Genomic DNA, 15,573 nt, shown 5'->3' with positions numbered 1-15,573 from the left:
GGCTTATGGTTTATGGTTTGAAGTTTAAGGCTTATGGTTTGACGATGTCATAAACCATAAACGCTCCGCAGGAGCCATAAACTTTAAACACCGCGAATGAGGTTTATGGTTTAAGGTTTGAAGTTTAAGGCTTATGGTTTGACGATGCCATAAACCCTAAACGCTCCGCAGGAGCCATAAACTTTAAACACTGCGAATGAGGTTTATGGTTTAAGGTTTGAAGTTTAAGGCTTATGGTTTGATGATGTCATAAACCATAAACGCTCCGCAGGAGCCATAAGCTTTAAACACCGCGAATGAGGCTTATGGTTTATGGTTTGAAGTTTAAGGCTTATGGTTTGACGATGTCATAAACCATAAACGCTCCGCAGGAGCCATAAGCTTTAAACACCGCGAATGAGGCTTATGGTTTATGGTTTGAAGTTTAAGGCTTATGGTTTGACGATGTCATAAACCATAAACGCTCCGCAGGAGCCATAAGCTTTAAACACCGCGAATGAGGCTTATGGTTTATGGTTTGAAGTTTAAGGCTTATGGTTTGACGATGTCATAAACCATAAACGCTCCGCAGGAGCCATAAGCTTTAAACACCGCGAATGAGGCTTATGGTTTATGGTTTGAAGTTTAAGGCTTATGGTTTGACGATGTCATAAACCATAAACGCTCCGCAGGAGCCATAAACTTTAAACACCGCGAATGAGGTTTATGGTTTAAGGTTTGAAGTTTAAGGCTTATGGTTTGACGATGCCATAAACCCTAAACGCTCCGCAGGAGCCATAAACTTTAAACACTGCGAATGAGGTTTATGGTTTAAGGTTTGAAGTTTAAGGCTTATGGTTTGATGATGTCATAAACCATAAACGCTCCGCAGGAGCCATAAGCTTTAAACACCGCGAATGAGGCTTATGGTTTATGGTTTGAAGTTTAAGGCTTATGGTTTGACGATGTTATAAACCATAAACGCTCCGCAGGAGCCATAAGCTTTAAACACCGCGAATGAGGCTTATGGTTTAAGGTTTGAAGTTTAAGGCTTATGGTTTAAGGTTGATCCTGATTCATAAACCATAAACGCTCCGCAGGAGCCATAAGCCTTAAACACCGCGAACCCATTTTTTAAAACCACTCTTTAACGGCCATATTTATATTTCCCCGATATTTTCCTTAATTTAGCCCGGATTTTTGGTCGGGTCCTGCGGATGCTTTTTGACCATGATCGCCTAAACCGATTCATCTTTATGCCTCTCCTTTTCCGAAAGGCAAAACATAGTACACATGACAAAAACAGCAAAGATTCTTTATACCCTCACCGATGAGGCGCCGGCATTGGCCACCTACAGCCTTCTGCCTATCATCAAGGCTTTTACCAACTCTGCCGAAGTAGCCGTGGAAACCCGCGACATCTCCCTGTCAGGCAGGATCATCGCCAACTTCCCGGAATTCCTTTCCGCAGACCAGCAGATCGGTGATGCCCTGGCAGAACTTGGCGAAATAGCCAAAACCCCGGAGGCCAATATCGTCAAGCTTCCCAACATCAGTGCCTCTGTGCCCCAACTGAAGGCCGCCATCAAGGAACTTCAGGAGAAGGGCTACAAGCTGCCTAACTACCCTGATGAGCCAAAAAACGGGGAGGAGAAAGAAATCAAAGCGAAATACGATAAAATCAAAGGCTCAGCCGTAAACCCGGTCTTGAGGGAGGGCAACTCGGATAGGAGGGCTCCCCAGGCGGTCAAGCAGTTTGCCCGAAACAACCCCCACAGCATGGGTAAGTGGAGCGCTGATTCCAAATCCCATGTGGCCAGCATGACGGATGGAGACTTCTACGGAAGTGAAAAATCACACACCATGGCCAAAGCCGATGTGGTGAAAATTGTGTTGGAAACCAGTATCGGTGAGAATGAAGTGTTGAAAGACAAGCTTTCCCTACAGGAAGGTGAAGTGATTGACGCTGCGGTGATGAGTGTGGGTGCCTTGAGGAAATTCCTTGCCGAGCAAAAAGAAGTCGCCAAAAAGGAAAACATTCTGTTTTCCCTTCATATGAAGGCTACCATGATGAAGGTATCCGACCCAATCATCTTTGGGCATGCGGTAAGCGTGTTTTTTGCTCCGGTATTCGAGAAGCATGAAGGGACCCTGCGTGAGCTTGGAGTGAATGTCCGAAACGGTTTCGGTGACCTATTAAGCGCCTTGGAAAAATTGCCGGCAGAGAAGCGCAGCGAAATTGAGGAAGATATTGAAGGCTGCTATACCCACTGCCCTGATTTGGCTATGGTGAATTCCGACAAGGGTATCACCAACCTTCACGTGCCAAGCGACGTGATTATTGACGCCTCCATGCCCGCAATGATCAGGACTTCCGGCCAGATGTGGAACAAGAATAACGAGTTGCAGGATACCGTAGCTATAATCCCGGACAGGTCTTACGCCGGTGTGTATCAGGAGACTATCGATTTCTGCAAGAAAAATGGAGCCTTTGACCCGCGCACCATGGGCAGCGTGCCTAACGTAGGCCTTATGGCCCAAAAAGCCGAGGAATACGGTTCCCACGACAAGACTTTTGAAATCCCGGCTAACGGGAATGTCAAAGTAATCAACTCGGCGGGCGAGGTGATTTTTGAACACCCTGTGGAGAAAGGCGATATCTGGAGAATGTGCCAGACTAAGGATGCCCCGATACAGGATTGGGTGAAGCTTGCCGTCAACCGTGCCAAAGCAACAGGAGTACCTGCAGTTTTCTGGTTGGACGAAAACAGAGCCCATGATGCCCAGTTGATCGCCAAGGTGAAAAACTACTTGCCTAACCACGATACGGAAGGCCTTGAATTGCTGATCATGTCTCCGAAAGAGGCCACTCAATATACCCTGCAAAGGACAAAAGAAGGAAAGGACACCATCTCGGTAACCGGAAACGTGTTGAGAGATTATTTGACGGACCTTTTTCCTATTTTGGAATTGGGTACCAGTGCCAAAATGCTTTCCATTGTGCCTTTGATGAATGGCGGTGGGCTGTTTGAAACGGGTGCCGGTGGATCTGCACCTAAGCACGTGCAGCAGTTTGTGGAAGAAGGCCACCTGAGATGGGATTCTTTGGGTGAGTTTTTGGCTTTGGCCGTCTCCCTAGAGCACTTGGGCAACACTTTCTCGAATGAGCGAGCGATCGTGTTGGGAGAAACCTTGGATAAGGCCACAGGGAAATTCCTTGAAAACGGCAAGTCTCCTTCCAGAAAGGTGAAGGAACTGGATAACCGTGGAAGCCATTTCTATCTGGCCATGTACTGGGCTGAAGCTTTGGCAAACCAGGATAAGGATGCCGCTTTGAAAGATGTGTTTGGCAAAGTAGCCAAGCAGCTTCAGGATAATGAGGAGAAAATTGTTCAGGAGCTAAACGATGCCCAGGGAAGCCCTGTTGACATCGGAGGTTACTACAAGCCAGATGAGGAAAAAACCAGCAAGGCCATGAGGCCAAGTGAGACGCTTAATGCGATTTTGGCGGAGATTTAAGGATTGAAGCTCTAATAAAAAAGCCTTCCTAGGAATAGGGAGGCTTTTTTGTTGTACTAGGTACAAAGTACTATGTACTAAGTAGGGCTCTAGTTTTTTTACTTAGTACATAGTACCTAGTTCATAGTACAATAGTTAAAGTCTTTTGATTCTGATATTTCTGAACCACACATCATCATCATGATCCTGCAGGGCGATTTTGCCTTCTTGGTAGCGGCCAAAGCCCGGCATGTCCTTAAACTTGCTGTTGGCTACCATTTCGTCCCACTGCTCATCCCACATGGTGGTGGATACGGTGTTTACACCGTTGAGGTAGAAGTCCAATTGACCGTTGTTGGAGATGATTTCGGCTTTGTTCCACTCGCCTACTGGCTTTACGGTTTCTTCGCTCGACTCGATCAAGTCATACAGATCACCCGCACGGTGTGTTCTGATTTTAGCATCAGGGTGGCCGTCGTTGTCCAGGATTTGCATCTCCGGACCTGTCTGCCAAGGATATCTGTATTCGTCTGATTCCTGCACATAGAACATGATGCCGCTGTTGCCGTCTTTGGAGATTTTCCACTCCAGTTCGAGGTGGAAGTTGTCAAACACCTCATCTGTGACTATATCGCCCCCTTCCTCTTCCGAGGAGTCGAAGAACAATACACCATCCTGCACTTTCCAGGCAGCGCCCACGGTATTTTTACCGTAAGTTGTCCATCCGTTTAGGGTTTGCCCGTCAAAAAGGCTGATCCATTGGGAATCTTGGTCCATATCGTTGGTTTCAGTGGCGGTGGTATCGGTTGTTTCTGTATTTCGCTCACCAGTGTCACATGCGGAAAGTGCGCCGGCCAAGGTGAGGCATAATAATGTCTTTTTCATCTTATCTTCTCAATAATAATACATATTTGATCATTTGTCGGGCATCCTCTTCGGATAGGCCAGGGTGGGCAGGCATAGGTACATCCCCCCATTCTCCTACCGCCCCTTTGATCACGCGGGAGGCAAGCAGATTTACATTTTCTTCATTGTTTTCATAGCGCTCCGCTACTTCGGCATATGAAGGGCCTACGATTTTGCGTTCTGCCATGTGGCAGCTCGGGCAGTCGGAGTCCTTGATCAGGGCTAGGCCCTTCACATAGTCTGGGTTTTCCCCGTGTTGCTCTTCAAAAGAGGCCGCTTTTTTGGGTTCGTTTTGGGGGATGGAGGAAGTGGTTTCCTTGCGGGCACTGTCCCCGCCGCCATCACCACAGGCGTACATCACCGCTGCAAGAGCCATGATACCGAAGGTGGAAGGTTTGAGTAGTTTCATGTTTTTAGGTTAAAAGGTTTTAGACGGAAGACCGGGGACCGAAGACCGAAAGACGGGAGACGGGACCGGGGTCCGAAATCTGTTGATACAATTTAAGAATATAAAATAATATTCCATAACCGGAGGGGATGCTCGTGGTTATGGTTTTTTAAACGGTGAAATCAGTCCACTTCTGGTCGGATTTACCACTTTCTATCACATGGTGTACAAATGCCATGCCCCTCAAGCCATCTTCAGCTCCCGGGAAGTCTTTCCATGCCTCTTCTGCCTGCTGTCCGTTCATTTGGGCATGCAGGGTTCGGGCAAAGTTGCGGTAGAGGTTGGCAAAAGCCTCCAAATAGCCTTCCGGGTGGCCGGCTGGCGTCCTGGTGTTGGCTTGTGCATAATCATGAAGGTAGGGAGTCCCCGCCCTCAGAATGTGGTCAGGTTTGTTGTGGTTGCGGATCACCAGGCTGTTGGCATCTTCCTGCTGCCATTCCAGACCGCCTTTTTCCCCGTATACCTTGATGCTGATGTTGTTTTCGGCACCCGTGGCCGTCTGTGTGGCGATCAAAACTCCTGAGGCGCCGTTGTCGAATTTGAGCAATACGTTGCCGTCATCATCCAGCTTTCTGCCTTCCACCTGTATGTTGATGTCAGCACAGAGTTTGGTGATTTTCAAACCTGTGATGTATTCCGCCAGATTGAAGGCGTGGGTTCCAATGTCGCCCATGGCCCCTGCTTTTCCGCTCTTGGAAGGGTCTGTCCGCCAAGAGGCCTGTTTGTTGTTTTCGCTTTCCAGCATTTCTGCCAGCCAGCCCTGCGGATACTCCACATACACTTGTCTAATCCGTCCCAGCTCGCCTTTGGCTATTAGCTGCTTGGCTTCCTTGACCATGGGGTAACCGGTGTAGGTGTGGGTAAGGCAGAATAGCTTTCCGCTCTCCTTGACTTTCGCATGAAGCTGCTTGGCCTCATCCAGTGTCAATGTCATGGGTTTGTCCAAGACCAAATGGAAGCCGTGGTCCAATGCTTTCATGGCAGGGTCAAAATGCACGTGGTTTGGGGTGACGATGCTCACAAAGTCAATCCTTTCGCCCTCAGGTAAGGCTTTTTCCTTTTCGAACATCTCATCATAGGAATTGTAGACGCGGTCGGCGTCCAGAAAAAGCTCCTCTCCGGCCTGCTTGCTTTTGGCCGGATCACTGCTGAATGCCCCGGCCACCAGCTCAATCTGGCCGTCCATATTGGCAGCAATGCGGTGAATCGCGCCGATGAAACTTCCGGGTCCGCCCCCGATCATTCCCATTTTTAACTTTCTTTTGCTCATAGGTTTGTTTGGTTTGATGTCGGATGTCCGATGTCGGATGTCCGATGTTAGTTTAGATAAGCGTATAATTTACAATCTACGGGTGATGTGCCAATAATATGTTGGATGTGCATAGATGTGCTGTTTTTGTTTGGTGAAAAATTCTGATGAAAAAGTTTTATTCAGCCTCTTAAAGGTTGTGCCAAATTCATTAAATTGTAGAGCCACTATTAATTATATGAGTGGTAAGGATGAATTATTCAAGATTGGCTTAATTACTTTTTCATTTGGATTTACTAATTTAAGTGATTAATGTTAAAAATTAATTGGGTTTGCCTGATTAATACAGCCTATTATAACCTTTATTATTTATGAAAATCGAAACCAAAGCTCGATTATCCTTCATGATGTTCCTGGAATTTTTCATCTGGGGAGGATGGTTCGTGACCTTGGGGGCCTTTTTGCCTCAAAATTTGCAAGCCTCTGGCACACAGACTGCCGCGGCTTTTTCCACCCAGTCATTCGGTGCCATCATAGCCCCTTTTATCATTGGGCTGATTGCGGATAAATACTTCAACGCAGAACGCATACTCGGGGTGTTGCACCTTATCGGGGCGGCTCTGATGTTTTTGATGTTCAGGGCAGATAATTTTGCCGAATTCTATCCTTACGTTTTCGCTTACATGGTGGCCTATATGCCCACTTTGGCTCTTGTCAATTCCGTGTCCTTCAACCAAATGAAAGACCCTACCAAGGAATTTGCGGTCATCCGTGTATGGGGTACCATAGGATGGATTATAGCCGGTTGGCTTATCAGTTATTTCGCCTGGGACAGCACTGCGGGACTGCAGGACGGTCTTCTAAGGAATACTTTTATGCTCTCCGGAATAGCTTCTGCCGTTTTGGGCTTTTATAGTTTTACCCTGCCCAAAACCCCTCCGAAAATCCCTAAGGGGGAGAAACTTCGGATTTCAGATGTGTTGGGTTTGGATGCCTTGCGCCTGTTAAAAAACCGTAATTTTCTCATATTTTTCATTTCATCTATCCTGATATGTATTCCATTGGCGTTTTATTACCAAAATGCCAATCCGTTTCTAATTGATGTGGGAATGCCAAATCCTACCGGAAAGATGACCATAGGCCAGATTTCCGAGGCACTCTTCCTGTTGCTGCTTCCCGTTTTTTTCACTAAGTACGGTTTCAAGAAAACCCTCCTGGTGGGAATGGTTGCCTGGGTGGTGAGGTATGCCTTGTTTGCCTTTGGGGATGCGGGATCCGGTGCCTACATGTTGCTGATCGGGATTGCGCTTCACGGCATTTGTTATGATTTCTTTTTTGTGTCAGGCCAGATCTATACAGATTCCAAGGCCGGCGAGCGCTATAAAAGTGCGGCCCAGGGGATGATCACCCTGGCCACCTACGGGGTGGGGATGCTGATCGGTTTCTGGGTAGCCGGTTTGGTTACCGACCATTTTGTAAATGCAGATCAGACCAAGGATTGGCAAACCATCTGGCTGATTCCTTCTGGAATCGCGGTAGTGGTGACATTACTTTTCTTGGTGCTGTTTAAAGAGGAAAAGATAGTGAAAGAGGAAGTATTGGAAAAGGTGGCCTGATGGATTCTAGGAGAACAATGTTGAAAAAGCTTGCGGGAACAGCTCTAATGGGTGCTTTGCCCCTTGGGGGCAAGGTATTTGGACAGGAGGGCTCGGCATCACTTCGGGGAAACATCAACCATTCGGTATGCCGCTGGGTGATGAATGACCTGCCCATAGCTGATTTCTGCGATTTGGTAAAATCTTTGGGTTTCAACGCAATCGATTTAGTTGGCCCTGCCGACTGGCCGGTGCTGCAGGAAAAAGGCGTGGACAGCTCCATGTGCAATGGCGCCGAAATCAATTTGGTCCAAGGCTTCAACAATACCGATTACCACTCCCAACTTTGGAAAAACTACCAAGAAATGATTCCCCTGGTCTCCAAGGCCGGGTTTAAAAACCTGATCTGCTTTTCTGGCAATCGGGACGGAATCGCCGATGAAGAGGGGCTGGAGAACTCGGTGAAAGGGCTGGAAAAATTGCTGCCCCTGGCCGAAAAACATGGCGTGGTGCTCCAGATGGAGCTTCTCAACAGCAAAGTGGACCATCCAGGTTACATGGCCGACAACTCGCCCTGGGGGGTGGAGTTGGCCAAAAGACTGGATTCTGATAACTTCAAGCTTTTGTATGACATTTACCACATGCAGATAAATGAGGGTGATGTGATCCGTACGATTCAGGACAATCATCAATATTTCGGTCACTACCACACGGCCGGCAATCCCGGGAGAAATGAGATAAATGAAACCCAGGAACTTAATTACCGCGCTATTATGAAAGCGATAGTGGAAACCGGTTTTGAAGGGTATGTGGCGCAGGAGTTTATCATTACCCGGGAGAATAGGAGGGAGTCTTTGAAGGAGGCGGTTGAAATATGTGATGTATGATGAGGGATGTTGGATGACCGTAAATGGACCACAAAGGCCACCAAGTTTTCACGAAGTTTCACAACTTGTCCCGAGTAGCGAAGCGGATCGGGAAAGGCCACTTCGCGGAGAAAAATATAAAAGTTTGAGAAAAAAGTGTCAAGTAAATTTAGGGCCTGATACCGATGTCAGGAGTAAAAGACAGGGCGGCGGGAGACAGAAGAGAGAGAAAAATAAATAACTAGATATAAGATTTCTAAAAATATTATGGCAAATCAAGAATACGATGCAATTGTCGTAGGGTCCGGAATCAGTGGAGGATGGGCTGCAAAAGAATTGACGGAAAAAGGTCTGAAGGTATTGATGCTGGAAAGAGGCCAGAATGTGGAACATGTAAAGGATTACAAAACCGCGACTCAGGCGCCTTGGGAGACCAATTACAGAGGCCGTAGATCTATAGAGATGATCGAAAACCATCCTGTGCTAAGAAGGGATTATGTGCTGAATGAGTTGAATGTTGACTGGTGGGCGCAGGAATCGGAGTCGCCTTATGTGGAGAAAAAGCCTTTCAACTGGTTTCGAGGATACCAGGTGGGGGGACGTTCCTTGCTGTGGGGCCGCCAAAGCTACCGCTTGGGGGATATAGACTTTGAAGCCAACGCTAAAGAAGGGATAGCCGTGGATTGGCCGATCCGATATAAGGACCTGGCGCCGTGGTATAGCCATGTGGAAAAGTTTGCCGGGATTTCCGGAAGCAGGGATGGCTTGGATATTTTGCCTGACGGTGAGTTCCAGCCCGCCATGGAGATGAATTGCGTGGAAAAGGATGTAGCAGAAAGGGTAAAAAACCACTTTAACGGCAAAAGGTTGATCACCATGGGTAGGGTGGCCAACATCACCCAGCCTTTGGAAGGAAGAACCAATTGTCAATACAGAAATAAATGTTGGTTGGGCTGTCCATTTGGAGGCTATTTCAGTACACAGTCCTCGACGTTGCCGGCAGCGATGAAGACCGGCAACCTGACCTTGAGGCCATGGTCTATTGTGACCAAGCTGCTTTACGACAAGGATGCCCAAAAGGCCACAGGTGTGGAGGTTTTGGATGCTGAAAACAACCAAACTTACGAATACAAGGCTAAGATTATTTTCCTTTGCGCTTCGGCATTCAATTCCACCGCTATCCTCATGAGAAGCGCCACGGATGTGTGGGATGAGGGATTGGGAAGCAGTTCTGGAGAGCTGGGCCACAATGTGATGGATCACCATTTCCGGGCGGGAGCCAACGGGATCGTGGACGGTTATGATGACAAGTATTATTTTGGCCGTAGGCCTAATGGGATCTACATTCCAAGATTCCAAAATATTGACGGTGACAAGCGGGATTACCTGAGGGGCTTTGGCTACCAGGGGGCGGCCAGCAGAAGTGGCTGGAGCCGTGAGATTGCCGAGTTGAATTTTGGGGCGCCGCTTAAGGAGGCTTTAAGTGAGCCGGGACCGTGGAGTATGGGGATTACCGCCTTTGGGGAGATCCTCCCCTATCATGAAAACACCATCAAGCTAAGCAAGGACACCAAGGACAAATGGGGTCTGGAAGTGCTTGAAATGGACGCAGAGCTCAAAGATAATGAGATCAAAATGCGGAAGGACATGATGGATGACGCCGCTGAAATGCTTGAGGCTGCCGGTCTTCGAAACGTCAACAAATATGATGCGGGCTATACTTTTGGACAGGGTATTCACGAGATGGGTACGGCCAGAATGGGTAGAGATCCGAAATCATCCGTATTGAATGGCAACAACCAGGTGTGGGAGGCCAAGAATGTGTTTGTAACCGATGGGGCCTGTATGACCTCAGCGGCGGCACAGAACCCCTCCCTGACCTATATGGCGTTGACGGCAAGAGCAGCGGATTTTGCAGTGAAGGAATTGAAAAAAAGAAACCTCTAAAACCAGATCAAAATGGGTATTAATAGAAGAGAAGCACTGAAGAGCATGGTGTTGATGATGGGTGGAACCATGATCGGGGCCAATGTGATACTTACGGGCTGTGCGCCCGAGGACAGAATTGAAGGGCTGGATTTTTCAGAAAGCGAAATAGCCTTCATGGATGAGATAGCCGAGACCATCATCCCAGCTACGGATACGCCTGGGGCCAAAGAAGCTGGTGTGGGGTCATTTATGACCGTGATGGTGAGGGAAACTTACAACAAGGAGCAGCAGGAAACCTTTATCAATGGGTTGAATGATATTAAAAAGAACTTCAAGTCTGAGGTAGGGGTGGAATTTATGGACGCTTCCCATGAGCAAAGGTTAAACTTTCTCAACGCATTGAATGAGGAGTTGAGAAGCGGGAATAATGAAAGCGGCCCCAAATACATCAGCATGTTAAAGGATCTTACCGTGCTGGGTTATTTCACCTCAGAAATCGGAGCCACCCAGGCATTAAGGTATGTGGAGACTCCTGGCCGCTATGATGGCTGCATGGACTATAAGAAGGGTGAAAAAGCATTTGCACTATAATTTGATAATCAATGAGCAACCGTCGAGATTTTATTAAGTTAAGTTCCCTGATGGCAGCAGGAGCATTTTTGCCATTGCAGTTTTGCGGAAGACCTGACACGGTGGTAGGTGATGACCGCTCTGAGGAAGGGTTGGACAGGTTTGGTATTCAGCTTTACTCTGTGAAGGATGAAATGTTTGCCAATGTTCAGGACACCATTTCCCAACTTGGATCCTATGGTTATCATTATCTGGAAGGATTTGATGGTGGCAAAGGAATCTTTTGGGGCATGAAGAACACGGAGTTTAAAAAGCTCGTGGAAGACCAGGGGATGGAATTTGTAGCCTCACATGCCAATGTGTTCCAAAATCTGGAGGAGCAGGCCAAGCAGGCCGGTGAGATCGGGATGAAATACCTGATCTGTCCGTGGGTAGGTCCGCAGGAAAGCATGGACGAATTTAAGCGACTCGCCGATGAGTTTAACAGAATTGGAAAAGTGTGCAAAGAGGAAGGGGTTAGGTTTGCCTACCACAATCATGGCTACACGTTTGAGGAACTTGAAGGACAGATGCCACAGGATTATTTGTTGGAAAATACGGATCCGGATTTGGTTGACTATGAAATGGATATTTATTGGGTGAAAACACCTGGTGCTGATCCAAAAGTGTATTTTGAAAAGTATCCCGACAGGTTCAAGTTGTGCCACGTAAAGGACCGGATGAAAGACGCTCCTCAAGGGGAGGCTGACGCTTCCACCGATATCGGCGAGGGTTCAATAGATTTTTCTTCAATCCTTAGAGTGGGTAAGGAGAATGGGCTGGAATATTTCTTCGCTGAACAGGAACGTTATGATGCTTCTACCCCCATGCGGAGCGCCGAAAAGAATGCCGAATATCTACGGAATCTCCGGTTGGCGTAAAGTTGCTAAATATTGGTAGTAAGAACCTAAATCTTTGACAGCCTGAACTTTTTACGAGTCAGGCTGTTGTTTTTAGTATGAATTGGATCGCAGGCGTTGTTTATACTATAATACCTATTTTCTCCGTTATCAGTTTTATGCAATACGAAACCCCCGTCATGGAAGCCGTAATGGCTATCCCCATGTCAAAATCAGACACTGTTGAAATCAAGAAATCAGATGAAATCAAGAAAGTTGATACAGTGGATGTAGAAAAGCTGGCCGAGAACAAGGTTATTCCCGAAGAAATAAAAGAAGTCACCCTAAGGGCACTGGCCCATTATCCTGAATTGGAGGATGTGGAAATTCACTTTGAACTTTTGGATAACATCAAAGGCAATGTGATGCAGGCCCAGCCCAAATTTGGGTCTTTGCTTTTCAACAGCAAGGCCAACAGGAAATACAGGATCAAAATCAGTAGACAACTTGAATTGGACGATGAATGGTTACCCATTGAAGAGGTGCCTGATAACGTCTTGTTGGGCTGGATAGGCCATGAATTGGGCCATGTGATGGATTACATTGATAGAAGCAGGTTTGGCATGATTGTGTTTGGGGTCAGGTATGTGACTTCCAATAACTTTGTGACCAAGGCAGAGATAACCGCCGATAGTCACGCCATCGCCAGCGGACTGGGTAATTACCTGGTAGATACCAAAAACTTTATCTTGAGCAACGACCGTCTCCCTGAAGATTATAGGAACAAAATAAGGGAATTGTACATGTCTCCCGGTGAGATCATGACCTTAGTGGAAGTGGAAGAAGAAGAGGATGATACATAATCATCCTCTTTTTTTTACGTCATCCTCTGGTCTCCGGTCCTGCCTCTGCCGAATCAGGCAGGTTTTTTACTCCAAAATAGCCTTAATCCTTTCCAAAGACTTTTCTCTGGCTACCCTGTTGCCTTCGCTGGCTTCCGGTCCTTCCCCGCTGCGCATGTAGGCATGTCCGGCTTCCTCGTAAATTTCATACTCGAAGGTTTTTCCTTTTTCTTCCATCATCTCAGCGGAGTTTTCAATGGTGGCGTTTACACGCTGGTCGTTGCCTCCGTAAAACCCGTAGACAGGAGCTTCAATTCTTGCTATCTGTTCGATATCTTTAGGGCCGGTGCCGTAGAAGACCAATGCCTCGCTGATGCCTGATTGGTGTGTGGCATAATTGAAGGTCTGGGAGCCTCCCCAGCAGAATCCTATAACTGACACCTCGCCATTGCCACCATCGACTGTTTTAAGGTATTCAAAGGCCGTGTCAAGGTCTTTCATCACTTGCCGGTTGTCTAGGGCATAAATTCCCTCTCTGGCGTCATCCTGGTTGGCAAAATCCCTTGTGGACTTCTTGCTGTCGTCAAAATCGGAGAGGAGGTCTGGGGCCAAGGCGATATAACCCATTTCGGCCAGTTGATCGGCCATTGATCTTACCCAATCGGTAAGCCCCCTGTTTTCATGAATGACGATAATGGATTTGGCATTGTCGGATTTTTCTGGGTAGACCAGAAATCCGCGGATGTTCCTGCCGTCCTGATCCATATTGATCCACTCATGGTGTCTGGGGGAATTTTCGAGCCTCTCTAAGTCCCTGTCTTGGGCGTGGAGCACAGCGGCAAGGAAAAATGCCGCATAGAATAAGAATAGTTTTTTCATAGGGTTCAAACTGGTTGTTAATTAAACTGTTTGCCAATTTACAACTAAATCCAGAAAGATGGGTTAATTCAATATGGACGCTTATCTGCCCTTATTTCCCCTAAAAATTGTAGCCTTCCCTGGGGAGGAACTCAATCTTCACATCTTTGAGCCAAGATATAAGCAGCTGGTCAATGACTGCAAAGAATCGGGGAGCAATTTTGGGGTGGGGATATATTTGAAGGAATTAACCAAGTATGGTACCGAGGTGGAGTTGAAGGAGATCGTCCATACTTATGAAGATGGGCGGATGGACATCAAGACCAAGGCAATTCGGCCTTTTCATATTTTGAATTTTGAAAATCCTCAAGAAGGGAGGCTGTACCCAGGTGGGGAGGTTGAATACTTGGAAAACGACCCCCGGGTGACATCGGTGACCTATCAGCAGTTTTTGTTTTATCTCAAGGAAATGCTAAGGCTGATGCAGTATGAGGCCGATTTGGCAAGCTTTCAGGTCACTTCCTTCACTTTTGCCCACGTGGTTGGGCTGAAGCTGGAGCAGGAGTTTGAGCTGCTTTTGATGCAGAAAGAGTCTGAAAGGCAGGAGTATTTGACCCAGCATTTCAAGAAAATGATTCCCATCATGAAAGATCTTGAACATTCGAAGGAGAAAATCCGGATGAATGGTCACTTCAAATACCTGGATCCTTTGGATTTTTAAAGTTTGGTGGCGTTCTGGGTTTTGATATAGGCCTTACGGTCGTTCCAGGTGATTTCATACCAAGTGTCCTTGGTGGAGTTGACCCTTACCCGGTGTCCCACATCGACCTTGCTGATGAGGTTTCCGCCTGCGGTAGGCTGATCCATGATTAACGTCGGGCTACCGGTGATGATCGCTCTAGTGGGAGGTTGCAGGAAATTGTTGCTGAGGAAAATCATTACAATTAGAATGAAGCTTGGAATGAAAAAAGCCGGCTTGGAAGCGCTTTCTCTATTTTTCACATAAAGAATCAAACAGATCAACAGGCATAGGGTAAGAAAAGAAGTGATTTCTATTCTATTGTCGATTAGGATCTTGAAAAACTGCTCCTGATCGGAGACTTCGTAGCCGTAGAGTTGGGGTTGCTCTGTAAGGTTCCGGATTTTTGAGGTTACCCTTTGGCTAGGATTGTATTCGTAATATTTGCTGAGGTATAAAGTGGTTTTGGGGAAATCACCCATTCCTTCGCTGATAAATGCCATCTTCAGGAGCATGGCCGGTGAATAGGTATGCTGTTCAAAGTAGAGATTTTCGTAGACTGCAAGAGCTTCTTTGTAGTTTTGAGAATTAAACAAAGAATCTGCTAAATTTTGATTATTTGTATCGGCTTGACAATTAATACTTTGTGTGAGGGTGATCAAAAATATTAATAATTTTGCAAGAAAGATTCGCTGTAAGTTTGGCATTTTAAAATAGTCCGCTTAAATTTGCAGTCCAATTACGACAAAGATATAGCAAAAAGCAAGTCTCAAATCGTAAAAATTTAAAGCTGCAAGGGCTTTAAAGGCATAAAAAATGATTCCGTAGCTCAGCTGGTAGAGCAATACACTTTTAATGTATGGGTCCTGGGTTCGAGCCCCAGCGGGATCACGATTTGTCCGATGTCGGATGACAGAAGTCCGATGTTTGGATTAAAGTTTCGGGGTGTAGCGTAGCCCGGTATCGCGCCTCGTTTGGGACGAGGAGGTCGTAGGTTCGAATCCTGCCACCCCGACAAAATTTCCTTTTCCGAAGCTTGCTGGACTTTAGTCTGGTTAAGGGTCCGGGAAAAGTCCTGCAAACGGCAGGTTGGAAATTTGACTTAGGTCCCGTAGCTCAACTGGATAGAGCAACTGCCTTCTAAGCAGTAGGTTTCAGGTTCGAGTCCTGACGGGATCACATTGGGAAGTACGAAGTCAGATGGACGAAGTACGAA

The 15,573-nt window shown here is 46.9% G+C and carries 13 protein-coding genes and 3 tRNA genes; 11 read left to right on the top strand and 5 right to left on the bottom strand.

The window, feature by feature from the left end:
- The first annotated feature begins 1,272 nt into the window (after positions 1-1,272).
- Positions 1,273-3,498 (top strand): NADP-dependent isocitrate dehydrogenase, encoded by a 2,226-nt coding sequence (locus KIH41_RS15910; RefSeq protein WP_214163006.1) that lies wholly within the window; start codon positions 1,273-1,275, stop codon positions 3,496-3,498.
- A 135-nt stretch (positions 3,499-3,633) separates the two neighbouring features.
- Here the strand turns inward: KIH41_RS15910 and KIH41_RS15905 are convergent, their stop codons facing one another.
- The 3 genes from KIH41_RS15905 to KIH41_RS15895 all read right to left on the bottom strand — a co-directional run bounded on the left by KIH41_RS15905 (position 3,634) and on the right by KIH41_RS15895 (position 6,101).
- The gene (locus KIH41_RS15905) at positions 3,634-4,362 is read right to left on the bottom strand and encodes a 3-keto-disaccharide hydrolase (protein WP_214163005.1); all 729 of its coding nucleotides are present in this window, start codon (positions 4,360-4,362) and stop codon (positions 3,634-3,636) included.
- Between the two features lies 1 nt (position 4,363).
- Complete coding sequence (locus KIH41_RS15900) at positions 4,364-4,792, bottom strand: c-type cytochrome (RefSeq protein WP_214163004.1); 429 nt, start codon at positions 4,790-4,792, stop codon at positions 4,364-4,366.
- 148 nt (positions 4,793-4,940) lie between these two features.
- Positions 4,941-6,101, bottom strand: coding sequence for a Gfo/Idh/MocA family protein (locus KIH41_RS15895; protein ID WP_214163003.1), 1,161 nt, complete (start codon positions 6,099-6,101; stop codon positions 4,941-4,943).
- A 350-nt stretch (positions 6,102-6,451) separates the two neighbouring features.
- Between KIH41_RS15895 and KIH41_RS15890 the strand changes: the two genes are divergently transcribed.
- From KIH41_RS15890 to KIH41_RS15865, 6 genes are all read left to right on the top strand, one after another.
- On the top strand, positions 6,452-7,696 hold the full coding sequence (locus tag KIH41_RS15890) for a nucleoside permease (RefSeq protein WP_213944664.1): 1,245 nt from the start codon (positions 6,452-6,454) through the stop codon (positions 7,694-7,696).
- A complete protein-coding gene (locus tag KIH41_RS15885; RefSeq protein WP_214163002.1) occupies positions 7,696-8,562 on the top strand; it encodes a hydroxypyruvate isomerase family protein in 867 nt (288 codons plus the stop codon). Before KIH41_RS15890 ends, KIH41_RS15885 begins: the two co-directional genes overlap by 1 nt.
- 246 nt (positions 8,563-8,808) lie before the next feature.
- Positions 8,809-10,488, top strand: coding sequence for a GMC oxidoreductase (locus KIH41_RS15880; RefSeq protein WP_214163001.1), 1,680 nt, complete (start codon positions 8,809-8,811; stop codon positions 10,486-10,488).
- A 12-nt stretch (positions 10,489-10,500) separates the two neighbouring features.
- Positions 10,501-11,061, top strand: a complete 561-nt coding sequence (locus KIH41_RS15875; RefSeq protein WP_214163000.1) for a gluconate 2-dehydrogenase subunit 3 family protein — start codon at positions 10,501-10,503, stop codon at positions 11,059-11,061.
- Positions 11,062-11,072: 11 nt separating this feature from the next.
- Positions 11,073-11,960 (top strand): sugar phosphate isomerase/epimerase family protein, encoded by an 888-nt coding sequence (locus tag KIH41_RS15870; RefSeq protein WP_213944668.1) that lies wholly within the window; start codon positions 11,073-11,075, stop codon positions 11,958-11,960.
- A 137-nt stretch (positions 11,961-12,097) separates the two neighbouring features.
- Positions 12,098-12,781, top strand: a complete 684-nt coding sequence (locus KIH41_RS15865) for a hypothetical protein (protein WP_246539185.1) — start codon at positions 12,098-12,100, stop codon at positions 12,779-12,781.
- A gap of 66 nt (positions 12,782-12,847) precedes the next feature.
- Here the strand turns inward: KIH41_RS15865 and KIH41_RS15860 are convergent, their stop codons facing one another.
- Positions 12,848-13,639, bottom strand: coding sequence for a dienelactone hydrolase family protein (locus KIH41_RS15860; RefSeq protein WP_214162999.1), 792 nt, complete (start codon positions 13,637-13,639; stop codon positions 12,848-12,850).
- Positions 13,640-13,712: 73 nt separating this feature from the next.
- On the opposite strand from KIH41_RS15860, the gene KIH41_RS15855 reads away from it, so the two are divergent.
- The gene (locus tag KIH41_RS15855; protein ID WP_214162998.1) at positions 13,713-14,339 is read left to right on the top strand and encodes an LON peptidase substrate-binding domain-containing protein; all 627 of its coding nucleotides are present in this window, start codon (positions 13,713-13,715) and stop codon (positions 14,337-14,339) included.
- Here the strand turns inward: KIH41_RS15855 and KIH41_RS15850 are convergent.
- The gene (locus KIH41_RS15850) at positions 14,336-14,953 is read right to left on the bottom strand and encodes a hypothetical protein (protein ID WP_246539183.1); all 618 of its coding nucleotides are present in this window, start codon (positions 14,951-14,953) and stop codon (positions 14,336-14,338) included. The genes KIH41_RS15855 and KIH41_RS15850 overlap by 4 nt on opposite strands.
- 222 nt (positions 14,954-15,175) lie before the next feature.
- Between KIH41_RS15850 and KIH41_RS15845 the strand changes: the two genes are divergently transcribed.
- The 3 genes from KIH41_RS15845 (at position 15,176) to KIH41_RS15835 (ending at position 15,536) form a co-directional block, all read left to right on the top strand.
- Positions 15,176-15,248, top strand: a tRNA-Lys gene (locus tag KIH41_RS15845).
- 50 nt (positions 15,249-15,298) lie between these two features.
- A tRNA-Pro gene (locus KIH41_RS15840) sits at positions 15,299-15,372 on the top strand.
- Positions 15,373-15,462: 90 nt separating this feature from the next.
- A tRNA-Arg gene (locus tag KIH41_RS15835) sits at positions 15,463-15,536 on the top strand.
- Positions 15,537-15,573 lie beyond the last annotated feature (37 nt).

Origin of the sequence: Litoribacter ruber (genome assembly GCF_018500185.1) — a bacterium.
Lineage (GTDB): Bacteria > Bacteroidota > Bacteroidia > Cytophagales > Cyclobacteriaceae > Litoribacter > Litoribacter ruber.
Note: the sequence above shows the minus strand (reverse complement) of the source record. Positions and strands in the feature narration are given on the sequence as shown.